Raw genomic sequence first — 22,704 nt, 5'->3', positions numbered from 1 at the left:
TCGTCAGCTCCTTACGACGGCGAGCACTTCGTCGCGGACGGCGGCGACCTTCTCCTCGTCCGAGGCCTCCGCGTTGAGCCGCAGCAGCGGCTCGGTGTTCGACGGACGCAGGTTGAACCACCAGTCCGGACCGCTGACGGTGAGTCCGTCCAGCTCGTCGAAGGTAACACCCTCCCGCGCCGCGAAGGTCTCCCGTACTCGGGCCAGGGCCGCCGCCTGGTCCTCGACCCTGCTGTTGATCTCTCCGGAGGCGGCGTAGCGCGAGTAGCGCGAGAGCACCTCCGAGAGCGGCCGGTCCTGCTCGCCCAGCGCGGCCAGCACGTGCAGCGCGGCCAGCATGCCGGAGTCGGCGAACCAGAAGTCGCGGAAGTAGTAGTGGGCCGAGTGCTCGCCGCCGAAGACCGCGCCGGTGCGGGCCATCTCGGCCTTGATGAACGAGTGGCCGACGCGGGTGCGGACCGGCCTGCCGCCGTGCTCGGCGACGATCTCCGGCACGCCCTTCGACGTGATCAGGTTGTGGATGACCGTGGCGCCGGGGTCCTTGGCCAGCTCGCGCACCGCGACCAGCGCCGTGATCGTGGACGGCGGCACCGACTCGCCCCGCTCGTCGATGACCCAGCAGCGGTCGGCGTCGCCGTCGAAGGCGATGCCGATGTCGGCGCCCTGCGCGACGACCGCCTTCTGCAGGTCGCGCAGGTTCTCCGGCTCGATCGGGTTGGCCTCGTGGTTGGGGAAGCTGCCGTCGAGCTCGAAGTAGAGCGGGGTCAGCTCGATCGGCAGGCCCTTGAAGACCTCGGGGACCGTGTAGCCGCCCATCCCGTTGCCGGCGTCTACGACCACCTTCAGCGGGCGGATGCCCGACAGGTCGACCAGGGTCTTGAGGTGGGCGGCGTAACCCTCCAGCAGGTTGCGTTCCGTCACCGTGCCCGCGCCGGGAGTGCCGCCCAGCCCGCTGTCGAGCAACTCGGCCGCGCGGTCGCGGATCTCCAGCAGCCCGGTGTCGGTGCCCACGGGAACAGCCCCGGCGCGGCACATCTTCATGCCGTTGTACTTGGCCGGGTTGTGGCTCGCGGTGAACATCACGCCCGGCAGGTTCAGGCTGCCGCTGGCGTAGTAGAGCATGTCGGTCGAGCCGAGGCCGGCGTTGACGACGTCGGCCCCCCGGGAGGTCGCGCCCCGCGCGAACGCCGCGGCCAGCGGGCCGGAGGAGGTGCGCATGTCGTGAGCCATCACCACCGACGTCGCACCGGTCAGCTCCACGAACGCCGCCCCTACGGCCTCCGCGATCTCCTCGTCGAGCTCGTCGGGCACCACACCGCGCACGTCGTACGCCTTGAAGATCCTGCTGAGGTCGGCCACTGCACGCCCCTAAAAGTCGTTAAGTCTTCGCACCTGAGCCTATAGCGCCTGATTGCCCCCACAACGGGCGATCCAACGCGGTGCGCGCGATCTCGTCGCGCGGGGTCTGATCGCGCTTCCTCAGCGCTCCCGATTGGGCTGCGCCGACTTGAGCACGCGCAGATGGCCCCGGCGTCCCACCTCGACCGCCTGGCCGACCGGCTCTCCCGCGGCGGGGGCGGGGCGGGCGGCCTCGCGGACCGCGTTCGCCAGCGCCTCCAGGTCGTCTCCGCTCGGGGACGCGGCCTCGGACGGAAGGCGCACGACCTCCCAGCCCCTGGGCGCGGTGAGCCGTTCCGCGTGCTCCGCGCACAGGTCGTAGCAATGGGGCTCGACGTACGTCGCCAGAGGGCCGAGTACGGCGGTCGAGTCGGCGTAGACATACGTGAGTGTGAAGACGGCAGGCTGCCTGCAGGCGGTACGGGAACAGCTGCGGACGGGGCTCACGGAGGGACCGTATCCGGTCCGCGTTCACATTGCCACCACCCCGCCGCTCTTATCGAGCGTGTCGCCACAATTCAGCGTTCTGAGAAGTCCTCATGAGATTGCCGGGCAAAGCGGACACAACGCCGCGCAGTCCGTCGTACCTGCGGAAGGTGCTCAGGCGGTGTCCCTCGGATCACGCCGGTCACGCCTTAAGCTGACTCCGTGAGCGATCGGAGCGGTGACAGGCCGGACCCCCGGCGGCGGGTACGCCGGCGCGACCGGCACGGTCGCGGGATGCGCGGCCCACTCGCGCCCTCGCACGTTCCCATCGCCAAGTCCCGCGGGGAGCGTTTCGACGACCTGGTGCTCGACGCGGTCGACCGGCTCAAGCCCCGGTGGGGCGCTCAGCTCGCGTCCGTCGAGTTCGCCGTCGAGGAGGTGCCGCCGGCCGACGAGCTGGTGGACGGCCCCGCCCGGTTGTCGTCGGACCCGATCCCGCTGGGACGGGCGGACTCGGCCTCCGGGGACGACCCCGCGACCGTCGTCCTGTATCGCAGGCCGCTCGAAGCGCGGGCCCGCGACCGGGACACGCTCGGCACGCTCGTGCTGGACGTGGTGGTCGAGCAGGTGGCGAGCCTGCTGGGCCTCACGCCGGAGACGATCGACCCCGGCTACGACGACCGCCACTGAGACACCGCCGGGACCGCCCGGGACCCCGTGCCGGGAGCCGGGACCGCCGCCGTTCCGGGGAGATCGTTCGGGAGGGCCTCAGGGGAGGACGACTCCCGGTGCGTCGACGGCCGGGGGCACCAGGGCCCAGATGCGGCCCACGGCGAGCGGCTGCGCGGTGACCAGCTGGCCGTCCTTGGTCGCCTCGTCCAGGACGCGGCCGCCGTACACCTGGCCGGAGCCGGGCAGCGGACGCACGACGACGCTGAAGGCGTCCTTGCTCCCACGCGGCGTGAGCCTGATCTCCTGGGTGTGGGCCGCGGCCAGCTTCACCTCGATGGGGGCCGGCGCCTCTCCCTTGGCGGGCAGCAGCCGCACCTCCACGGTGGCGGGGGCGAAGGGCGCCGACAGCACCAGCCGCGAGACCTGCTTGCCTCCCGTCGCCTGGGCGTCCGCCACGACGCTGCCGAGATCGATGGATTCGGCGCCGGCAGTGAAGGCGACGTCCTGCCGGGTGCCGGTTCCGGTGATCTTCAGACCCGCCACGATCGGCACGTCCGACTCCAGCACCAGCGCGGCGGGCTGCCCGCCGATGCCGGTGGACAGGTCGAGTGAGGCCGTCGAGCCGGCCGGGACCTCGATCGTCTCCTTGTTCTTCAGCGCGTAGGAGCCGTCCTCCAGCACCGCCTTGATCCGTACGACCGTGTCGCGCTCCCCCGGCGCGGCGACGTACAGTTCGCGCTTCCCCGCGGTGCCGGGGATGCCGGGGACGACGACCCGGGTGGCGGGGGCGGCGGCGACGGGCAGCCAGTCGGCGCCCCGGCCCTCCCCGAGCACGGCCTTGACGGCGGCGGCCACCCGGCCGCTGCGGGTGCTCACCCGCAACGCCATGATCAGCGGAGACGGCGCCAGGTCGCGCAGCCTGATCACACGGTGCCCGCCGGGCTTGACGACCGCGCCGTTGCCGCGCTCGCTCAGCACCGGGCCCTCGCCCGAGTAGACCATGAACGTGATGTCGGCCGGGGCGGAGTCGGGGTTGGCGAGGTAGAGGGTCATCTCGGCCGCGGCGGGTCCCGGCCCGATGAACCATGTGTCGGCGCCCGGCTCGACGCAGCGCACCCCGGCGAGGCCCCGCTGGGCGCCCGAGGTCTCCCTGGCGGTCTGCGCGCTCTCCAGCCCGGCGGCCATCGAGCCGGTGGCGTCGACCATGAGAGGGCCGCCTCCGGAGGCGATCTCCCGCTGCCACAGCAGGCCCGGCCGGTCGATGACGGCGTCCTTCTCCCCCGGGTCCTTCCCCGTTGGGTCCTTTCCCTCCGTGCCCTTCGCGTCCGGTGCGGCGATCGCCGACAGGGTGGCACTCCCGGGTCCACCGGCGCCGGGCGGGGTGATCACGCTCACCCTGCTGCCCGCCGGAGCCGGACACACGGCCGTGACCGACTCGACGGGCGCCCTGACGGCCTGCGGCCGCACCTGGGTCACCGGCGCGGGCCTGCTGACGAAGGCCACGCCGAAGAGCGCGCCCGACGCGATCAGCACGAGGGCGAGCAGGCCGAAGCGGTTCTCGATCAGTCGTCTCACGCGGGCACCGTTTCTTCCCTGCCCTTGTCGTTCCGGCCCTTGCCGTCCCGGCCCCTGTCGTTCCGGGACTTGTCGTCCCGGGCCCGGCGGCGGCCCCGCGTCCCCTCCTCGGCCGGAGCGTCGGCGTAGTCACCGTCGGGCTCCGTCGTACGGGCGCCGGGCGAGGCCAGCACGAGCACGAGCACGAGCAGCGCGCCCTGCGCCCACAGCCAGCCACGGTGCAGGGCGCTCGCGGGCGCCGCGGGCGGCGGCACCGTGACCTGACCAGACATGCGCCACAGGCCGCCCGCCTCCGACAGGCTCCTCCTGGCCAGGGCGGGCTCGGAGTCGAGCGCCCGTTGCAGCGCGGGGTCCACCGGGGCGGGCACCGACACGAAGCGGACGCCGAAGGACGCGAGCGTCCGCGCGTACTCGCCGCCCCGCCCGGACGCGAGCCCGGCGACCGCCGCCCCGAAGCGGGTCCTCGTCTCCCCCAGCGGTTCTAGGTCGGACTCGCCGATCAGCGGCCCCCGGCCGGGCAGCAGTGTGTAGCCGACCTCGCCGCCCCTGGACCGCAGCAGCAGCGTGCCCTCTCCCGGCGCCGACTCGACCGCGGCGAGCAGCGGCACGGGATCGGTCACGTCGTGCCGGAGCGGGCCGTCCGCGCCCCGGGCGACCCACAGCCCGGCGGCGGCCAGCGGGGTGGCGAAGGCGACCACGACGATGAGCATCGCGCCCAGGCGGCGCAGCCCCCGGGCGGCGCGGAACTCGGTGATCCGGTGCGCGGGGTGCGCCGCCGCGACCAGCAGACCGGTCGCCGCGAACGCCAGCGGCACGCCGGGCCAGACGGGGACGGCTCCTCCGGCGGCCTCCCCGATGACCCCTCCCACGTGGACGGTGATCCGGCTGACCACGATCGCCACCAGCAGGCCGAAGAGCATGACGCCCCAGCCGATCGCGACGACCATCTGGTGACGCCGCAGCAGCAGGGCGGCCAGCGCCACCGCGACCAGGCCGGCCGTCGCCCACACGGGCGGCACGCCAGGGCCGCCGGGGCTCAGCATGAGCAGCGACTCCGCGGCGAGCCGGGGGTCGGAGAGCCGGGGATCGTGCAGGCCGGACTCCAGCAGGATGCGCCCCGGCTCCTGAGCGATCTGGACCAGCCAGGGGAACAGCAGGACGACCGGGGTGCCGAGGCCGATCGCGAGCGATCTTCTGACTCCCCTGCGGATGCCGCCGAACGACACCGCGGCGAGGCCGCCGAGGATCGCCACCAGCACGTACACGAGCGGGACGAAGGCCGTGCCCACGGCCAGGAGCAGGCCGAACCCCCAGGCGGCCCGGCTCGACCCGGCCATCACCCGGATGGCGAGCGCCGCGTAGACGGGCAGCAGCACGATCACGATCGCGGTGCCGAGCCGTCCGCCGGACACCACGCCCGTCGTGACCGGCAGCAGCGCGTAGGTGGCGGCCAGCCAGACCCGCGCCGGGGTGTAGGGGATCATCCGCTTCGTCGCGGCGTACGCCGAGAGCCCGGCCAGCGGCACGCAGGCGAGCAGCAGCACGCCGACGACCAGCCACGTCTTGCCGAGCGCGAGCGCCGACAGGCCGGCCAGCACGGCGACGTACGGCGGAGCCCAGGTGCCGGAGCCGAGCCCGGCGGCGTGGTGGTCCTCGACGTAGAGCCGCCAGAGGTCGGCCGCGCCGCCGGTGACCGGCACCAGCGCGCCGCCGCCGAGCAGGCCGTCCGGCAGCAGCGTCCGTTCGGCGGCCAGCGTGATCGCGGCCAGGATCAGGCAGAGCACCACTCCGGGGCTGCTCAGCAGGCGCTGGACGCCACCGGAGTCGGTGAGCAGTTCGTCGCCGTCCTCCTCCCCCGTGTCGGCGGCGGCGTGGTGGCGGCCCGCCGAGTCGACCGGGCCCGTCCCGGCCAGGAAGCCCTGCACCATGTCGGCGAGCCGGCGCAGCGCGGCGCCTGGCGGGGTGAGCTTGCGCCTGATCGCGGGCCAGCTCTGCTTCCTGCCGTTCCTCCGCGCCTTGCGGGCCCGCAGCAGACGCCAAGGATGGCCGAGGACCGAGCCGAGCGCGGCCAGTTCGTCCAGGGCGTTGGCCGGCTGCTTGGCCAGCAGGAACAGCAGGGCCCGCAGCGCCGACCCGAAGACGTTGCGCACCACCGATCGCGCGAACGCGCCGAACGGGAGGTTCGCCATCAGGACGAACAGGCCGTTGCGCCGGTCGAGCCTGCGCGGGTGCTCCTCGCTCGTGGCGATGCGGCGGCGCCGCCGCGCGGACGCCTCGGCGTGCCAGGCCACCGCGTCGCTCACGTTGAGCACGCGGTGTCCCGCCGCGCGGGCGCGCCAGCACAGGTCGAGGTCGTCGCGGAACAGCGGCAGGCCGGTGTCGAGGCCGGACAACTCGTCCCAGACGTCCCTGCGGATGAGCATGCCCGCCGTGGAGACCGACAGGACGTCGGCGATCTCGTCGTGCTGGCCCTGGTCGTACTCCCTCGGCTCCAGGCCGGTGTCGCGCCGTCCGGACCTGCTGACGGTCACGCCCATCTCCAGCAGCACCCGCCGGTCGAGCCAGTCACGCAGCTTGGGGCCGAGGATCGCGGCCTTCGGGTCCTGCTCGGCGGCCCACAGCAGGGCCTGCAGCGCGTTCGCGTCGGGAGCGCAGTCGTCGTGGAGCAGCCAGACCCACTCCTGGCCGGGCGCGGGCGGCAGCCGCCGCAGCACCTCGTGGACGGCCTCGCCGAATCCGGTGGACCTCGGCATGGTCAGCACGTTGTGTGAGCCGAAGGCCTCGGTCAGCAGCTTCGCGCTGCCGTCGCGGCTGCCGTTGTCGACACCGACGACACGGTCGAGAGGCCGGGTCTGGCGCGGCAACGCCGCCAGCGTCTCCTTGAGCCAGCGGGCGCCGTCGTGAGCGACGACGATCGCGGTCACCGAGTGCACGTCGAGTCCTAAGGGGGTCGTACGGCTGAGCGCCGACCACGATACGGCAACCCGGACTCACCCGATCACATCCAGGCGAAACAGGATGTCAGCACGAACTTCGGAGAAACCCCACTGACGCGGATCGCGGGACGAACCACCGGTAACGAACCCCGCCGGACCCCGTACGGAGGACCATTCGGAGGACCGTACGCGGGCATTACCCGACCTCAATCATGTTGCAGACGAACGCCGCCGGACATGAACGCGGGGCCGCGCGCCGAGCGCGCGGCCCCGTTCGCGTCCTCAGACGGCCTGGCGCTTCATCTTGCGTCGCTCGCGCTCGGACAGACCGCCCCAGATGCCGAAACGCTCGTCATGCTGAAGCGCGTACTCAAGGCACTCCGCACGAACCTCGCACGAACGGCACACCTTCTTGGCTTCCCTGGTGGAGCCGCCCTTCTCAGGAAAGAACGCCTCAGGATCGGTCTGCGCGCACAGGGCGCGTTCCTGCCACCCAAGATCTTCACCATCGAGCGCCTGTGCCATGACCAGCTCGGTCATTGCACACCTCCCTGTCGCTCGCCCGCCCACATGAGGCCCCCCATAAAAACGCCTGCCCCATACCCACCGTTGGGAAGGCGTAACAACATGTCTGTAATTACACGCGCGTGGCGCGTGTGGCGTCAAGCGGCATAACGATACCCGGGGAAAGACCTGCTTGCCCCGGTTCGTATGCCCCGTTGTTCGGTCCTGTCAGCGTTCGGAACCATACCAAGGGAGGTTGGGGTCGGTTCCGCGGCCTGCCTGATCGGGGGCGGAACCTTCCTCATACTTTGCCTGCGACCTGTCGGGGGTGTAAATCGCCGTCGGGTCGATGGGCTCCTCCCTCCGGAGCGGGTCGGTGAGCGGGTCACCGCGGTAGCCGGAGGGGTCGAAGCGCAGGGTCTGCTCGGCGGCGCCCGGCGGCGGGGCCTGGAACGGCGCGGGCTCGGAGCTCTGGGGGTGGCCGAGCGGGTTGTCGTAGTACTCGGGCAGGTCCTGCGGACCGGTGGGGTGGTCCGGCAGGGCGATCTTCTGGTAGCTCTGCGCCTGCTGGTAGGCCTGCGCGAGCTGCTGTTCCCTCGGGTCGGCCGGGCTCTCGTACGCGGGGGGAGCGTCGAAGGCCGGGCCGCCCGCCGCGTGCTCGGCGGGCTGCGGGGCGAACTCGGAGCCGGAGTAGCCGGAGTGGCCGTACGGCTGCTCCGGCTCGTACGGCCTGCCTTCGGCGCCGGCCGGGGGGAAGCCGGGGCCTTCCGGCGGGTTGGGGAAGCGGCCGTAGCCGCCGGTCTCGCTCTGCTGACCGGCGTAGCCGTACTGGTCGAACACCGGGCCCTGCGGCGGCGCGGAGTAGTCGGTGCGCTGGTGCGCGGGGAGGGCCTCCGGCTGACTGCCGTAGGCTCCGTTGTCGCCCTGCTGACCATAGGCGGCGTTGTCGCCCTGACGGCCGTAGGAGCCGCCGTCGCCCTGGTGGCCGTGGGAGGCACCGCCCGGCTGCTGACCGTAGGCTCCGTTGTCGCCCTGCTGACCGTAGCCGCCGTTGTCGCTGTGCCGGCCGTAGGAGCCGCCCTCGGGCTGCCGGTCGTAGGAGGCACCGCCGGGCTGCCGGCCGTAGGGGGCGGCCTCCGGCTGCCCGCCGTACCGCCCGCTCTCGGGCTGGCCCGCGTACTGGCCGGTGGAGGGCTGCTCCTGCTGGTGGCCCGGCGCGCCGTAGTCGGAGTAGTGCGCGCCGGTCTGGACGTCCTGCATCGACGACCGGGCCTGCTGCTCGGCCTGCCACGGCTGCCGGCCCTGCGCCTGGGACTGTGCCGCCTGACCCTGTGCCTGGCCCTGGGGAGCGGCCGGTGTGCCGGGCTGGCCGAACAGCGGAGGCTGCGGGGCGGTCGCGGCGGGGTTGTAAGCGGCCTGGGGCTCGTAGGCGTCGCCCTGCCCCGGAGCCGCGCCGTACGGCTCGCGCGGGTGCTCCTGGCCGTAGACGTCCTGCGGCCGCTCCTGGCCGAAGGCGCCCTGGCCGCCGCGTTCCTGGGAGTAGGACGCGTGCGGCCGGTCCTGCGGAGCGTACGACTCCTGGCCGTAGTGGTGCTCCGCGGCCGTCGTGGGCTGGGGATGGGCGGGACCACCCTGCTGCGCCGCCGGTGCCTGCTGGGCGTGCTGGGCCTGCTGCGTCTGGGGATCGCCGTACGCCGGGGCCTGGACGGGGCCGCCGCCCGGCGCGGACATCCCGGCGTGCTGACCCGCGTGCTGAGCGACGTGCTCGCCGAAGGGCGGCTGGCCGGAGTGGTGGGGGTCCTGCGCGCCGTTCTGCCGGCCCTGGTCGGGCTCGCCGTGGACGTTGTGGGCGACCGGCTGCTGACCCTGCCCGTGCTGGCCCGGACCGTGCTGGCCCTGCTGACCGGGACCGTGCTGGCCGGGACCGTGCTGGCCGTACGCCTGCGGACCGTGGCCCTGCTCACCCGGCCCGCCGGAACCGTGTTGAACCGGGCCCTGCTGCCGGTCGGCGGGCATGCCGTTGTGGGCCGCGCCGTTGGGAACCGCGCCGTTGTGGGCCGCGCCGTTGGGAACGACGCCGTTGGGAACCGCGCCGTTGACGACCGGGGCGCCCTGTGCCTGTGCCTGCGGCTGTCCGTAGGACGACGGGCGGCCCTGGGCGTCGCCGTACCCCTGCGGCAGCGCCGGGACGTTCGGCCGGGGCGGATAGGCGTCGTCGCGCCGGCCGAAGAAGTCGCCCGCGGGCCGCTGCGCGGACTGGAGGGCGGCGGCCGTGCTCATCGCGAACAGCGCCCCGAAGACGGCGAGAGCGAGCATCGGCAGGCCGGTGATCAGGTATTCGAACCGGTCGCGGAAGGTCGGTAGGTCGCCCACGAGGACGCCCAGCACGCCGATCACGCCGAAGACGACGCCGAGGCCCAGCGACCCGGCCGCGCCCAGCGCCACCAGGCGGGCCCGGGGCGTCGGGGCGCCCGCCTTGGCCACGAGCAGCACCGCGCCGGCCGCGAGCGCGGTCGACAGGGGGGAGGCGAGGGTGTGCAGGCTCGTGGCCGCGCGTACGCCGAACGTGCCGCCGAGCGAGGAGGAGCTGATGAGTAACCGCGCGACACCCACGAGAACGCTTGTGATCACCACCGCGAGCATCGTCCACGCGGCCGGCTCTCTGAGCCGGTCGGTATCGACCTTCAGCACAGCTACCCCCAACGGTCCAGATGGCCCTCGGGGAAGTTTTGCACATGCTGGACTTAAGTGTCGGCAGTCCCAAGAACCTCACAAGCCAGACACACACTACATTTCGCTGGTTATCGCAGTATGTGGGGTGGGGTGGGAGGCCCGCCCGCCGCCCGATGGAAGACTGGCGGCATGCGCATCGTGTCCCTCGCCGGAGGTATCGGCGGCGCCCGCTTCCTCCGAGGTCTCAAGGCTGCGGCGCCCGGTTCGGAGATCACCGTCATCGGCAACACCGGCGACGACATCACCCTTTTCGGGCTGCGGGTATGCCCCGATCTCGACACCGTCATGTACACCCTGGGCGGCGGCATCAACGAGGAGCAGGGCTGGGGCCGGGCCGGCGAAACGTTCACGGTGAAGGAGGAACTCGCCGCGTACGGCATGGAGCCGCAGTGGTTCGGCCTCGGCGACCGCGACTTCGCCACCCACATCATCCGCACCCAGATGCTGGCCGCCGGTTATCCCCTCTCTCAGGTGACCGAGGCCCTGTGCGACCGATGGCGGCCCGGCGTACGGCTGCTGCCGATGTCGGACGACCGCACCGAGACCCATGTGGTGATCGCCGACGACGCGGGCCGGCGGGCCGTCCACTTCCAGGAGTGGTGGGTGCGGCTGCGCGCGTCCGTGCCGGCCGAGCAGATCGTGCTCGTCGGCGCCGACGAGGCCCGCCCGGCCCCCGGGGTGCTCGACGCGATCCGCGACGCCGACCTCGTGATCCTCCCGCCGTCCAACCCGGTCGTCAGCATCGGCACGATCCTGCAGGTCCCGGGCATCCGGGCGGCGCTGGAGGACAAGACGGTCGTCGGCGTCTCCCCCATCATCGGCGGCGCTCCGGTGCGCGGCATGGCCGACGCCTGCCTGACGGCGATCGGCGTCGAGACGAGCGCCCAGGCCGTGCTCGAACTGTACGGATCGGCGCTGCTCGACGGCTGGCTGGTCGCCGAGGAGGACAAGGGAGTCGCGCTCGACGGCGTGGCGGTGGAGGCGCGTCCGCTCCTGATGAGCGACCCCGGCGCGACAAGGGACATCGCCGCCGCGGCCCTCGCCCTGGCCGAATCCCTCCGGTGACGTCCCTCCCGTGACCCGATCCACGACGCATCGAGGCAGTTCATGACCCATATCACCGTAAGCGGCGTCACCGGCATGCCCGAGGTCGCGCCCGGCGACGACATCGCGCTGCTCGTGGCCGAGGCCGCGCCCGCCCTGGAGGACGGCGACATCCTGGTCGTGACCTCCAAGATCGTGAGCAAGGCCGAGGGCCGGATCCGCCGAAGCGGCGCCGGTGCGGCGTGGAACGGCGGCGGAGCGCCCCCGCACACACCAGGCGCGACGGCGGCGGGGCGCGGAGCGCCGCCGCGCGACAGCCGTACGGCCGCGATCGAGGAGGAGACGCAGCGCGTGGTCGCGCGGCGCGGCGACACGGTGATCGCGCAGACGCGGCACGGCTTCGTCATGGCCGCGGCCGGCGTGGACGCCTCCAACACCGCCCCCGGCACCGTGCTGCTGCTCCCCGAGGACCCGGACGCCTCGGCGGGCCGGATCCGCCGCGGGCTGCGCGACCGGCTCGGCGTACGGGTCGGGGTGATCGTCTCCGACACGTTCGGCCGGCCCTGGCGGCACGGCCTCACCGACGTCGCCATCGGCGCGTCCGGCGTACGGCCCCTGGACGACCTGCGCGGCGGCGCCGACGCCTACGGCAACCCGCTCAACGCCACGGTGGTCGCGCTGGCCGACGAGATCGCGGCGGCGGGCGACCTCGCGAAGGGCAAGCTGTCCGGCGTCCCGGTGGCGGTCGTCCGCGGGCTGGGCGGCCTGGTGACCGGCGAGGACGGGCCGGGCGGGCGGGCGCTCGTCCGGCCCGCGGACGAGGACATGTTCCGGTACGGCTCGGCCGACGTCGTCTTCGCCCGCCGCACGATCCGCGAGTTCTCCGGGCGGGAGGTCGACCCGGCGGCGGTGCGCCGGGCCGTGGCCGCCGCGATCGCCGCGCCCGCCCCGCACCACACCACCCCGTGGCGGTTCGTGCTGCTGGAGACCCCGCGGGCGCGTACGGAACTGCTCGACGCGATGCGGGACGCCTGGATCGCCGACCTCCGCTCCGACGGGTTCTCCGAGGAGTCGATCGCCCGCCGGATCCGGCGCGGCGACGTGCTGCGGAACGCGCCCTACCTGGCGGTGCCCTGCCTGGTCATGGACGGCTCGCACACCTACCGGGACGAGCGCAGGAACGCCGCCGAGCGGGAGATGTTCGTCGTCGCCACCGGCGCCGGCGTGCAGAACTTCCTGGTCCAGCTCGCCGTGGAGGGGCTGGGCTCGGCGTGGGTGTCGTCCACGATGTTCTGCCGTGAGGTGGTGCGCGAGGTGCTCGGCCTGCCAGGCGACTGGGACCCCATGGGCGCCGTGGCCGTCGGACACCCCGCCGCGCCGCCCAAGGACCGCCCGCCCCGCGACGCGGCCGACTTCTACGTCACCCGCTGACCACCGTCTCCGGGCCGGACCCGGCGGCGGGCGTGGGTGTGGGCGTGGGTGCCGTCCGCGCGGGCGTGGGCGTGACCGTGAGCAGCGGCCTTCGCACCGACCCGCAGACCCCGTCGCTGCGCCGGGCCGCCGCGGTCCGCTCCTCGCTCGGCCGGCCGTACGCGGTGGTGCGCTGGCGGAGCGGGCGGCCGGTCGGGGCGACCATGGCCTCGATCTCGCTGATCGTCTTGTAGGACCCGTTCTCCGAGCCGGCCATCCTGCTGATCGTCTCCTCCATGAGCGTGCCGCCGAGGTCGTTCACGCCGCCGGCGAGCACGTCCCGGCACAGGTCGTCGCGCAGCTTCACCCAGGAGCACTGGATGTTGCTGATCGCGCCGTGCAGCATGATCCGCGCCAGCGCGTGGACGGCCCGGTTCTCCCGCGCGGTCGGCCCCGGCCGGGCGATCCCGGCCAGGTAGATCGGGGCGCTGTGGTGGACGAACGGCAGCGGCACGAACTCGCTGAACCCGCCCGTCTCCTCCTGGATCGACCGGATCAGCCGGATGTGGCGCACCCAGTGCTCGTGGGTGTCCACGTGGCCGTACATCATGGTCGAGGTCGTCGGGATGCCGACCCGGTGGGCGGTCGTGATGACCTCCACCCACTCCCTGGTGGGCAGCTTGCCCTTGGTCAGCACCCACCGGACGTCGTCGTCGAGGATCTCGGCCGCCGTGCCGGGCAGCGAGTCGACCCCCGCCTCCCTCGCCGCGTGCAGCCACTCCTCCACGGACAGGTTCGTACGGCTCGCGCCGTTGACGACCTCCATCGGCGAGAACGCGTGCACGTGGATCTCGGGACAGCGCTCCTTGACGGCGCGGGCGATGTCGAAGTAGGCCGTGCCCGGCAGGTCGGGATGGATACCGCCCTGCATGCACACCTCCGTCGCCCCGGCGTCCCACGCCTCCCGCGCCCGGTCGGCCACCTCGCCCAGCGACAGCGTGTACGCGTCGGCGTCCGTGCGCCGCTGGGCGAACGCGCAGAACCGGCAGCCGGTGTAGCAGACGTTGGTGAAGTTGATGTTCCGGTTGACGACGTAGGTCACGTCGTCGCCCACCGCCTCACGGCGCAGCCCGTCCGCGATCCGGCACAGCTCGTCCAGGCCCGCGTCGTCGGCGCCCGCGCCCGTCTGGTCCCCGGCGAGACCGAGCAGCGCCACCGCCTGCTCGTCGGTCAGCCGCGCCGGGTCCGTCTCCGCCCTCCGCAGCGCCTCCCGCACGCCGCCGTCCACCCTGCCGTACGGATGACCACTGGATGAGCCGTCGGCGGGGGCCGTGTGTGCGCCGCCGGGCAGGCGCTCACGCAGCGCGTCCCAGTCGCCGTACACGCTGTCGAAGTCGTCGCGGCGGTCGCTCGCGCGGCCCTCGGCGTCGACGGCGGTGTGCAGATCGGCCCGTCCGCCGGTGACGAGACCTCCGAGGCCGCCGTCGGGCTCCTGCCAGGGGCGGCCGCGCGGCACGGCGCCCTCCCGGGCGAGCCCGGTGGCGGGGTCGGCCAGCGCCGCGACGTGCCCGGCGAGCCGGGGATCGAGCCAGGGCTCCCCCGCGAGCACGTACTCCGGGTAGATCGTCAGGCGCTCGCGCAGCGTGAATCCGGCGGCGGCGGTCCGCGCGGCGAGATCGTCGATCTGCGGCCACGGCCGCTCGGGGTTGACGTGGTCGGGGGTCAGCGGGGAGACCCCGCCCCAGTCGTCCACACCCGCCCGCAGCATGAGGGCGTACTCCTCGCCGATCAGGTTGGGCGGCGCCTGCACGCGGACCTTCGGCCCGAGCACCAGCCGCGTCACCGCGATCGTCGCGGCGAGTTCGTGCAGGTCGGCGTCGGGCATGCCGCGCATGGCCGTGTCGGGCTTGGCGCGGAAGTTCTGGACGATGACCTCCTGGACGCCGCCGTACTCCCGCGCCACCCGGCGGATCGCGAAGATCGACTCGGCCCGCTCCTCGATCGTCTCGCCGATGCCGATCAGCAGGCCCGTCGTGAACGGCACGCTGGAGCGGCCGGCGTCCTCCAGCACGCGCAGCCGTACGGCGGGGTCCTTGTCAGGTGAGCCGTAGTGGGCCTCGCCCTTCTCGGTGAACAGCCGCCGCGAGGTGGTCTCCAGCATCATGCCCATCGACGGCGCGACCGGCTTGAGCCGCTGGAGGTCCCGCCAGGTCAGCACGCCGGGGTTCAGGTGCGGCAGCAGCCCGGTCTCCTCCAGCACGCGGATCGCCATCGCCCGGACGTACGAGAGGGTGTCGTCGTACCCGTGCGCGTCGAGCCACTCGCGCGCCTGGTGCCACCGGTCCTCGGGGCGGTCGCCGAGGGTGAACAGCGCCTCCTTGCAGCCCATCGCCGCGCCCTGGCGGGCGATCTCCAGCACCTCGTCCGGCGACAGGAAGGCGGCCGGCAGCCGGTGCGGGGCGGTGGCGAACGTGCAGTAGCCGCATCTGTCCCGGCACAGCCGCGTCAACGGGATGAACACCTTGCGGCTGTAGGTGACGACGCCGGGCCGCCCGGCGGCCTCCAGGCCCGCGTCCCGGACCCGCGAGGCGTACGCGAGCAGCGCGTCCAGGTCGGCGCCGCGAGCGCGGAGCAGGACCGCCGTCTCGGCGAGGTCGAGCGTCTTGCCGTCCCGGGCCCGCGCGAGCGCCCGGCGTGTCCCGCTGCCGGAGGCCGAGCCGGCGTTCGAGCCGGAGGTGGCCGAACCGGCGGAGGCCGAGGTCGAAGGGGTGCCGTCGAGGTCCGGGGGTCGCTTCGCCGTCATAGTCCGCAGCCTATGAGCACTGGGTACGGACGGCGCGGCCGCCTCCGGACCAACTCTTGGGTCACGGCCGGCTCGATCTTGCCGGGCGGCGGGGTATCAGCCGGTGGTGTACTTCCGATCAGCAGCGATCCGGCGGCTGCTCGTCGTGACGCTCGTCCTCGGTACGCCGGGACCGCCGGCGGCCCCGGCCTTCGCGGCACCGGCGCCCCGGACGCTACCCGTGACCGACCCCGTAGGCCACGGACGCCCTACGGGCCACGGTGGCCACGGCCGGCTCCCCGGGGACGCCCCGCGTGCGCGACGGGCGCGAGAAGCGGCGAAGGCGTTGCGGGCCCGAGGAACGGGGCAGGCGCGGGAAGGCACGCGGGCGCGGCAGGTGGGGCGTGGTCGTGGCGGGCCGGGCGGCGCCTGGCAGGTCACGACCGGCGTGAACGCGGCCAACTCGCCCCAGATGGGCAGCCCTGTCCGGCAGGTGTCCACGGGCAGGCGCAACGTGAACGCGCCCAGCGGCAACAGCGGCTCCGCCGTCAACGGCCTCCAGCAGGTGGCGGGCGACAGCGTATTCCTCAACACCCTGAACGGCGGATGCCTGCCGACCGTGGTCGACTGCGGGATCAACCAGACCCTGGGGTCGTCCCGGTCCGGTGGCCGATGACGGGCGGCGCGCTCAGAAGGAGCGGTAGTCGCGTGCGGCCATGCGGGGGCCGCGGGCCGGGGGCCTGATCCCACTGAGCTCGATCAACTTGATCACGCGGTGGCGGTGACCGCGGAACGGCTCCAGCAGTTCGAGCATGCCGTCGTCGTCGGTCTTCCGGCCGGTGAAGGCATAGCCGACGATGCCGGGCAGGTGGAAGTCGCCCACACTCGGCGCGTCCGGGTCGCCGTGGGCGCGCTGACGCACCTCGGCCGAGGTCCACACGCCGACCCCCGGCAGCGCCCGCAGCAGCCGGTCCGCCTCCGCCGAGCCCTCCACCCGCGCCGAGCTCTCCGCACCCGCCGAGCCAGTCACACCTGCCGAGCCCTCTACACCCGTCGAGCCTTCCACGCCCGCCGAAGCCCGCCCGCCCGTCGCGACCTGTGCCGCGACCTGTGCCGCGTCCGGTGTGCCCGCTGAGCCTGATGTCGCGTCAGGTGTCCGTGCCGGGTCCGGTGCGTCCACCGCGCCCAGGACTCCTGTCGTGCGCTCCAGTTTCGCGGCGTGGCGTGCGGCGTTGACGATCGTCCTGGCCCGTACGGCCTCCGCCCCGGCGCGGTGCCAGTCCCAGGACGGGACCACACGCCACACCTCCGGCGACGGGACGACGTACATGCCCTCGGGGGCCGGGCCGGGAGCGGGCTCGCCGTACCGGCGCAGCAGGAACCGCCAGGCCCGCCACGCCTCCCTGCCGACCACCTTCTGCTCCAGGACGGCGGGCGCGAGCGCCTCGAAGACCCGCAGGCTGCGCCCGATCCGCAGCCCGCCGGCGCGGCCGGCCAGATCGGCGACGAACGCGGCGGCGCGGACGTGCCGTGGATCGCCGGAGCGGGCGAGCCGCGCGAGCAACGCGGCGAATCCGGCCACGTCGTCGTCGGCCCCCAGCATCGAGGGAAGCATCTCCAGGAGCCACCCGGCCCCCGGGCCCCACGCCTGTCCGAGGATCTCGCCGTCGCGGCTCCCCGTCACGCGGAGGGTGCCGGGGCCTTCGGGGGTTCGCGAGGTGCGCCAGAACGCGCCGTCGGGCGTACGGCGCCAGGCGGGGTCGCCTCCCCCGCGCCGGTGCGGCGACAGCGTCAGCGCCACGTCGACCGGCGCGGCCGGCCGCCACCGCCGCTCGCGCGCCTGCGCCGCCTGGCCGCGACCGGCATGGACCACCCCCATGGAAGCCACACCCGACGAAGCCACGCCGGAAGGAACGACGCCCGGAGGAACGGAGCCGGAAGTGGCCGCGCCCGAAGTGACGGTGCCGGAAGAAGCGGTGCCGGAAGAAGCGGTGCCGGAAGAAGCCACGCTTGGAGTGACGGTGCCGGAAGGAGCGGTGCCGGTGGAGACCGCGCAGGACGGAGCGGCGCCCGTCGTGACGGACACGTCGCCGGGCGCGGACGATCTGGGCATTCGGCTCGCCTCCACCCGCCCAGTCTGCCGCTCCCCCCGAGAGCGGGTGGGAGCGGGACCGGTCATGTCACACGTCGCTGGAGAAGCGGACGGCGCACTCGGGCAGCGTGACCCCGGGCCAGACGCGCATGCCGGCCGTGAGTTCGTTGCCGGGGCCGATGAGCGCGCCGTCGCCGACCACGACCTCGCGCAGCACTGTGCCGGAGGCGACGCGGGCGCCCACGCCGACGACCGAGTCCACCACGGTCGCGCCGGACGCGACGTGACAGCCCTCGGAGAGCACGCTGCCGCGCACGCTGGCGCCCGCCTCGACGGTGGCCCGGGGGCCGACGACCGTGCCGCCGGTGACCTTGGCCTCGGGCGACACGACGGCCCCGTCGAGCAGAAGCCGCTCCCCGACCGGGCCGGGCAGGGCGGGCGAGCCGAGCTTGCCCAGCACCAGATCGGCCGAGCCCCGCACGAACGCCGCGGGCGTGCCCACGTCGAGCCAGTACGACGCGTCGGCGAAGCCGAGCACCAGCTCACCGGCCGCGATCAGGCCGGGGAAGGTCTCCCGTTCCACCGAGACCACCTGGCCCTCGGGGATCGTGTCGATGACGGAGCGCTGGAACACGTAGCAGCCGGCGTTGATCCGGTTCGTCACGGGGTTGGGCGTCTTCTCCAGGAATGCGGTGACCCGGCCGTCGTCGTCGGTCGGCACGCAGCCGAACCTCGACGGGTCGTCCACCTCCGTGAGATGGAGGGTCACCGCGGCCCCGCGTGAGACGTGCAGGCCGACCTGCGCGGCGATGTCGTGGCCCGACAGGATGTCGCCGTTCAGCACGAGCACCGGCGCCTCGGGCGGGCAGGTCAGGGCCCGCGCGGCGTTGCGGATCGCGCCGCCGGTCCCGAGCGGGGTGTCCTCGGTCACGTACACGATCTCCAGGCCGAGCCCCGCCCCGTCGCCGAACGCCTCGGCGAACATCGAGGCCCGGTAGGACGTCGCGAAGACCACCCGGCGCACCCCGTACGCCCGCGCCTTGGCCAGCTGGTGGGCGAGGAAGGGCACCCCGGCCGTCGGCAGCAGCGGCTTCGGCGTGCTGAGCGTCAGCGGCCGGAGACGCGTGCCCTGGCCGCCCACGAGAAGGATCGCCTCAAGACCGTCCGGCGACCGCACAGAACTGTCCCTCACAGCCGCGAGAGTAGCCTAGACAGAACCTCCGTATGGTGTCCCGCCGCACACCGCTGTCCGGATATTTCCTGGCAGGCGCGGTATCTCCAAGCGCGAACTCTCAAACCGGACGGCGCATAGGGCCACAAACGGACGCCCGAAAATGAGCTCGTCATAATCCCTTTTCGCCGACCGTATCGCCGGCCCCATGCCGGGAGCCCGGAGTTCCGGCACGCATTTCTCTCCCGCTCACGGCGGCGTGGCGGCATATCCGATCGGACATACACCCCTAACCTGCCGCCGGTTTCCGATTCCCCGCCACTCGCGCACACAGCAGCGCATCACTGCTGGTCGAGCCAGGAAACGGCGAAGCGACGGAACTTCGGCACATCCGCCCCCGAGTAGCAATCGGCACCACACGTTTTGACATACCACTTAACCGGCGCATTACATGTGTCGGCGCGGCCAGGAGCTCCCTATCGGCGCGCCAATCCTCTTTCACCCCCATTCGGGGCCATCCTCCTTTTTCCTGGAGTCCTGCTTGAGGCTGCACCGCTTGAGGCTGCACCGTGCCATGCCCGCGTTCGTCCTGATCGCCGCCGCGTTGTCACCGCTGACGCCCGGGAGCCGTGCGTACGCCGAGCCGGTTCCGGCGGCGCAGCAGGACGAAGCCGCCGCATTGCGCGCCGCCCGGACCTCCGGGCAGCCCGTCGAGGTGCTCGACCGGCGGACGGAGAACCGGACCGTGTACGCCAACAGCGACGGGACGTTCACGCTCGAACAGAGCCCGTTGCCAGTCCGGGTCCGCCGGGGCGCCGGGTGGGCCGCCGTGGACACGACGCTGCGGGCCGAGCCCGACGGGACGATCGCACCGGTGGCGACGGCGGTGGGCCTGTCCCTGTCGGGCGGCGGGGACGGTCCGTTCGCGACCATCTCCGACCAGGGCCGTGAGCTGTCGATGAGCTGGCCGGGCAGGCTGCCGACGCCGGAGATCGAGGGGGCGTCGGCCACATATCCGGAGGTGCTGCCGGGGGTCGACCTGCGGGTGACGGCCTCGGTCACCGGCTTCTCCGAGGTGCTCGTCGTGAAGGACGCGCAGGCGGCGGCCAACCCGGCGCTCGCCACGATCACCTTCGGCCTGGGAACCAAGGGGGTGGCGGTCAGCGAGAGCGCGGAGGGGGCGGCCCAGGCGGTCGCCGAGGGCGGGGCGGTGGTGTTCCACTCCCCCACGCCGCAGATGTGGGACTCGTCCGCCGCGGGTGCCACCGCGGGGCGGCAGGCGTCGTTCGCCGATGCCCCGGAAAGCGGGAGCAGGCGCGCGACGATGCCCACCGAGGTGACCTCGTCGGCGATCTCGATCACTCCGGACCGGGCCATGCTGACCGACTCGGGGACCACGTTTCCCGTCTTCATCGATCCGGAGTGGACGGGGTCGAGGCTCGGCTGGGCGATGGTGTCGTCCGACGGCTCCTACACCGGCTGGAATCCCAGTCACCGGTCCGAGGCGGGCTCGTACAACGGCTCGGTGAAGCGTCGTTCGTTCTACCGGATGCGAACCGACCACGTGGCGTACAAGCACATCCTCAAGGCGACGTTCCGGATCACCGAGACCTGGTCCTGGTCGTGCAGCGCGCGGCCCGTCCAGTTGTGGTTCACCGGGCCGATCTCCCAGTCGACCACCTGGGCCAAGCAGCCGGCGCTGCACCAGAAGCTGGACGAGCTGAACGTCGCGAAGGGCTACTCCCCCGGCGGGTGCGACAGCGGCGGGATCGAGTTCGACGCGACGGACGCGGTGGTCAGCACGGCCGGGCGCGGGCTCGACGACACCACCCTCGGCCTGATCGCGGGAGACGAGACCGACAACTACGGCTGGAAGGGATTCGACCAGGACACCGCCAAGCTCGTCGTCACCTACAACAGCGTGCCCAGCCGGCCCGCCGCGATGGGCACCGCCCCGGCCACGCCCTGCGCGACGGGCTCCGGGCGGCCCGCGGTCAACTCCCTGACCCCGGCGCTGAAGGCGAAGATCTACGACCCGGACAAGGCGGGTGACGGGGTCCGGGCCGAGTTCGACGTCAACGTCCACAACCCCTCGGCCGGCACCTGGGGCGACCTGTACACCAAGACCACCGGCTACAAGGCGTCCGTCGACCCGGTCGAGCACAAGGTGACGCTGTCCGGCCTGGCCGAGGGCGGCGTCTACTCCTGGCGCGTCCGGGCGTACGACGGGACCGACGGCGGGCCGTGGAGCGCCTGGTGCGAGTTCCGGGTCGACACCGCCGTCCCCGCGGGACTGCCCGGTGTCTCCTCGGCGCGCTATCCGGGGGACGAGCCGGCCGATCCGAGCCTGTGGCACGACGGAATCGGCCGCCCGGGCGCCTTCACGTTCACGCGGAACGCGGCCGACCCAGATGTGGTCGCCTTCGACTACGCCGTGGACGACATCACGGCGCGCCGCCGGGTGCAGGCGTCGTCCGGGGCCGCCACCGTGCAGATCGCCCCGTCCCACGACTGGCTGAACACGGTGTACGTGTGGCCGGTCGACCAGGCGGGCAACCTCGGGCCGTACGCCGCCTACCAGTTCTACGTCTCCTTCACGGCGGCCGGGCCGGTCTCGCACTGGACGATGGACGAGGCCGCCGCGTCGGCCACCGCCGCCGACGCGGTCGGCGGCAGGACGCTGACGGCGACCGACGTGTCCTTCGGCGGCGGCCGTTCGGTCAAGGCCGCCTACCTGAACGGCACCGGCAGCCGCCTCGCGACGAGCGGCCCCGTGCTGGACACCGGCAAGGCCTTCACCGTCTCCGCCTGGGCGCAGGTCACCAACGACACCCACGTCAACACGGTCGCGGCCCAGGAGGGGAACCGCGCCGCCGGCTTCCAGCTCTACTACAACCACGGCGACAAGAAGTGGAACTTCGGCCGCCGCCCCTCCGACGCGGACGGCGTCTCGCCGGTCAAGGCGGTCTCGGACGCGCCCGCCCGGCTCAACGCCTGGGAGCACCTCGTCGGCGTGTACGACCCGGCCGCGGCCCAGCTGCGCCTGTACGTCAACGGACGGCTGCAGTCGTCCCAACCGGCCTTCACCACGCCGTGGAACGCGACCGGCGCCTTCGAGATCGGCCGCATGAAGATCGACGGGGTGCTCGGCAACTACTTCGGCGGAGTCGTCGACGAGGTCCGGGTGTGGGACCGCATCGTCTACCCGTCCGAGGTGGCCGACCTCGTCAACCGGCCGCCGCAGCACCAGGGCCGGTGGCGGTTCGACGAGGGAACCGGCACGTCCGCCGCCACCTCCACCAGCCACACCGGGCGCGCCGCGACCCTGTCCGGCGGGGCCGGGTGGACCACCGACGGGCACGACCTCAACGCCCTGGCGCTGCCGGGTTCCGGCCAGTACGCCGCGACACCGGCGTACGTCACCCGGACCGACGGCAGCTTCACCGCGGTGGCCTGGGTCCGGCTCGACAGCGCGGGGCAGACGGCGACGGCCGTGAGCCAGGACGGCACCCGCCGCAGCGCCTTCACGCTCGGCTACCGCGTCTTCGGCGCCACCGATAAGTGGTCGTTCGACGTACCGGGGGCCGACACCGACACGGCGAGCCTGTTCAGCGCCGCCGCGGACCCCGCGCTGGCCCCCGTCGACCTGGAGCAGTGGACGCTGCTGGCGGGCGTGTACGACTACCCGCGTCAGGAACAGCGGCTCTACGTCAACGGCCAGAAGGTCGCCGTCGCCGCGTTCGGCTCGCCCTGGAACTCCACCGGTGCGCTGCAGATGGGCCGGGCCCGATCGGCGGGCGCGGCCACCGGCTACTGGCCGGGCGACCTGGACGACGTCCACGTCTACACCGGCGTCCTGACCGACGAGGAGATCCTCGGCCTCGCACTGGGGCTCGCGTGACCACTCCCCCGACCGGCGCGGCCGGTGACGACCGCGCTCCTTCCCCTCGTTCTCCCGGCT

Annotated in this window: 14 protein-coding genes; 5 read left to right on the top strand and 9 right to left on the bottom strand. The window is 73.2% G+C overall.

Features of this window, described 5'->3' with window-relative positions:
- Positions 1-3: 3 nt before the first annotated feature.
- Positions 4-1,359, bottom strand: coding sequence for a phosphomannomutase/phosphoglucomutase (locus HHX40_RS06535; RefSeq protein ID WP_182879781.1), 1,356 nt, complete (start codon positions 1,357-1,359; stop codon positions 4-6).
- 120 nt (positions 1,360-1,479) lie between these two features.
- Positions 1,480-1,845, bottom strand: coding sequence for a DUF3499 domain-containing protein (locus HHX40_RS06530; protein ID WP_111701772.1), 366 nt, complete (start codon positions 1,843-1,845; stop codon positions 1,480-1,482).
- 201 nt (positions 1,846-2,046) lie between these two features.
- Here HHX40_RS06530 and HHX40_RS06525 point away from each other — a divergent pair, with 201 nt between their 5' ends.
- A complete protein-coding gene (locus HHX40_RS06525) occupies positions 2,047-2,514 on the top strand; it encodes a metallopeptidase family protein (RefSeq protein WP_111701770.1) in 468 nt (155 codons plus the stop codon).
- 78 nt (positions 2,515-2,592) lie between these two features.
- Here HHX40_RS06525 and HHX40_RS06520 read toward each other — a convergent pair whose 3' ends face one another.
- From HHX40_RS06520 to HHX40_RS06505, 4 genes are all read right to left on the bottom strand, one after another.
- Positions 2,593-4,071 (bottom strand): DUF5719 family protein, encoded by a 1,479-nt coding sequence (locus tag HHX40_RS06520; RefSeq protein ID WP_182879780.1) that lies wholly within the window; start codon positions 4,069-4,071, stop codon positions 2,593-2,595.
- On the bottom strand, positions 4,068-7,004 hold the full coding sequence (locus HHX40_RS06515) for a glycosyltransferase family 2 protein (protein WP_182879779.1): 2,937 nt from the start codon (positions 7,002-7,004) through the stop codon (positions 4,068-4,070). Before HHX40_RS06515 ends, HHX40_RS06520 begins: the two co-directional genes overlap by 4 nt.
- 285 nt (positions 7,005-7,289) lie before the next feature.
- Positions 7,290-7,547, bottom strand: coding sequence for a WhiB family transcriptional regulator (locus HHX40_RS06510; protein WP_111701756.1), 258 nt, complete (start codon positions 7,545-7,547; stop codon positions 7,290-7,292).
- A 192-nt stretch (positions 7,548-7,739) separates the two neighbouring features.
- Positions 7,740-10,202 (bottom strand): hypothetical protein, encoded by a 2,463-nt coding sequence (locus HHX40_RS06505; protein ID WP_182879778.1) that lies wholly within the window; start codon positions 10,200-10,202, stop codon positions 7,740-7,742.
- A 171-nt stretch (positions 10,203-10,373) separates the two neighbouring features.
- On the opposite strand from HHX40_RS06505, the gene cofD reads away from it, so the two are divergent.
- Together cofD and HHX40_RS06495 are read left to right on the top strand one after the other, a co-directional pair.
- On the top strand, positions 10,374-11,309 hold the full coding sequence (gene cofD / locus HHX40_RS06500; RefSeq protein ID WP_182879777.1) for a 2-phospho-L-lactate transferase: 936 nt from the start codon (positions 10,374-10,376) through the stop codon (positions 11,307-11,309).
- 42 nt (positions 11,310-11,351) lie between these two features.
- Complete coding sequence (locus tag HHX40_RS06495; protein WP_182879776.1) at positions 11,352-12,719, top strand: coenzyme F420-0:L-glutamate ligase; 1,368 nt, start codon at positions 11,352-11,354, stop codon at positions 12,717-12,719.
- Here the strand turns inward: HHX40_RS06495 and HHX40_RS06490 are convergent.
- Positions 12,709-15,501 carry a bifunctional FO biosynthesis protein CofGH gene (locus HHX40_RS06490; protein WP_182879775.1) on the bottom strand — a complete coding sequence of 931 codons (2,793 nt, stop codon included), beginning with the start codon at positions 15,499-15,501 and terminating at the stop codon, positions 12,709-12,711. The genes HHX40_RS06495 and HHX40_RS06490 overlap by 11 nt on opposite strands.
- A gap of 376 nt (positions 15,502-15,877) precedes the next feature.
- On the opposite strand from HHX40_RS06490, the gene HHX40_RS06485 reads away from it, so the two are divergent.
- Positions 15,878-16,156, top strand: a complete 279-nt coding sequence (locus HHX40_RS06485; protein WP_111701746.1) for a hypothetical protein — start codon at positions 15,878-15,880, stop codon at positions 16,154-16,156.
- Positions 16,157-16,168: 12 nt separating this feature from the next.
- On the opposite strand, the gene HHX40_RS36325 is transcribed toward HHX40_RS06485, so the two are convergent.
- Together HHX40_RS36325 and HHX40_RS06470 are read right to left on the bottom strand one after the other, a co-directional pair.
- Positions 16,169-17,359: a DNA-3-methyladenine glycosylase family protein gene (locus tag HHX40_RS36325; protein ID WP_259403299.1), complete on the bottom strand. Its 1,191-nt coding sequence runs from the start codon at positions 17,357-17,359 to the stop codon at positions 16,169-16,171.
- Positions 17,360-17,660: 301 nt separating this feature from the next.
- Positions 17,661-18,764, bottom strand: coding sequence for an NDP-sugar synthase (locus HHX40_RS06470; protein ID WP_310737967.1), 1,104 nt, complete (start codon positions 18,762-18,764; stop codon positions 17,661-17,663).
- A 535-nt stretch (positions 18,765-19,299) separates the two neighbouring features.
- On the opposite strand from HHX40_RS06470, the gene HHX40_RS06465 reads away from it, so the two are divergent.
- Positions 19,300-22,644: a LamG-like jellyroll fold domain-containing protein gene (locus tag HHX40_RS06465; protein WP_182879774.1), complete on the top strand. Its 3,345-nt coding sequence runs from the start codon at positions 19,300-19,302 to the stop codon at positions 22,642-22,644.
- Positions 22,645-22,704 lie beyond the last annotated feature (60 nt).

The sequence above is a fragment of the Microbispora sp. H10949 genome, assembly GCF_014161435.1.
Taxonomy (GTDB): Bacteria; Actinomycetota; Actinomycetes; order Streptosporangiales; family Streptosporangiaceae; genus Microbispora; species Microbispora triticiradicis.
The sequence above is the reverse complement of the archived record's forward strand: the minus strand, read 5'-3'. Positions and strand labels throughout refer to the sequence as shown.

What these genes read in the sequence shown, in the direction of transcription:
- HHX40_RS36325 (WP_259403299.1), bottom strand. Translation starts at nt 17,359, where the DNA reads ATGGGGGTGGTCCATGCCGGTCGCGGCCAGGCGGCGCAGGCGCGCGAG.
- cofD (WP_182879777.1), top strand. Translation starts at nt 10,374, where the DNA reads ATGCGCATCGTGTCCCTCGCCGGAGGTATCGGCGGCGCCCGCTTCCTC.
- HHX40_RS06510 (WP_111701756.1), bottom strand. Translation starts at nt 7,547, where the DNA reads ATGACCGAGCTGGTCATGGCACAGGCGCTCGATGGTGAAGATCTTGGG.
- HHX40_RS06495 (WP_182879776.1), top strand. Translation starts at nt 11,352, where the DNA reads ATGACCCATATCACCGTAAGCGGCGTCACCGGCATGCCCGAGGTCGCG.
- HHX40_RS06490 (WP_182879775.1), bottom strand. Translation starts at nt 15,501, where the DNA reads ATGACGGCGAAGCGACCCCCGGACCTCGACGGCACCCCTTCGACCTCG.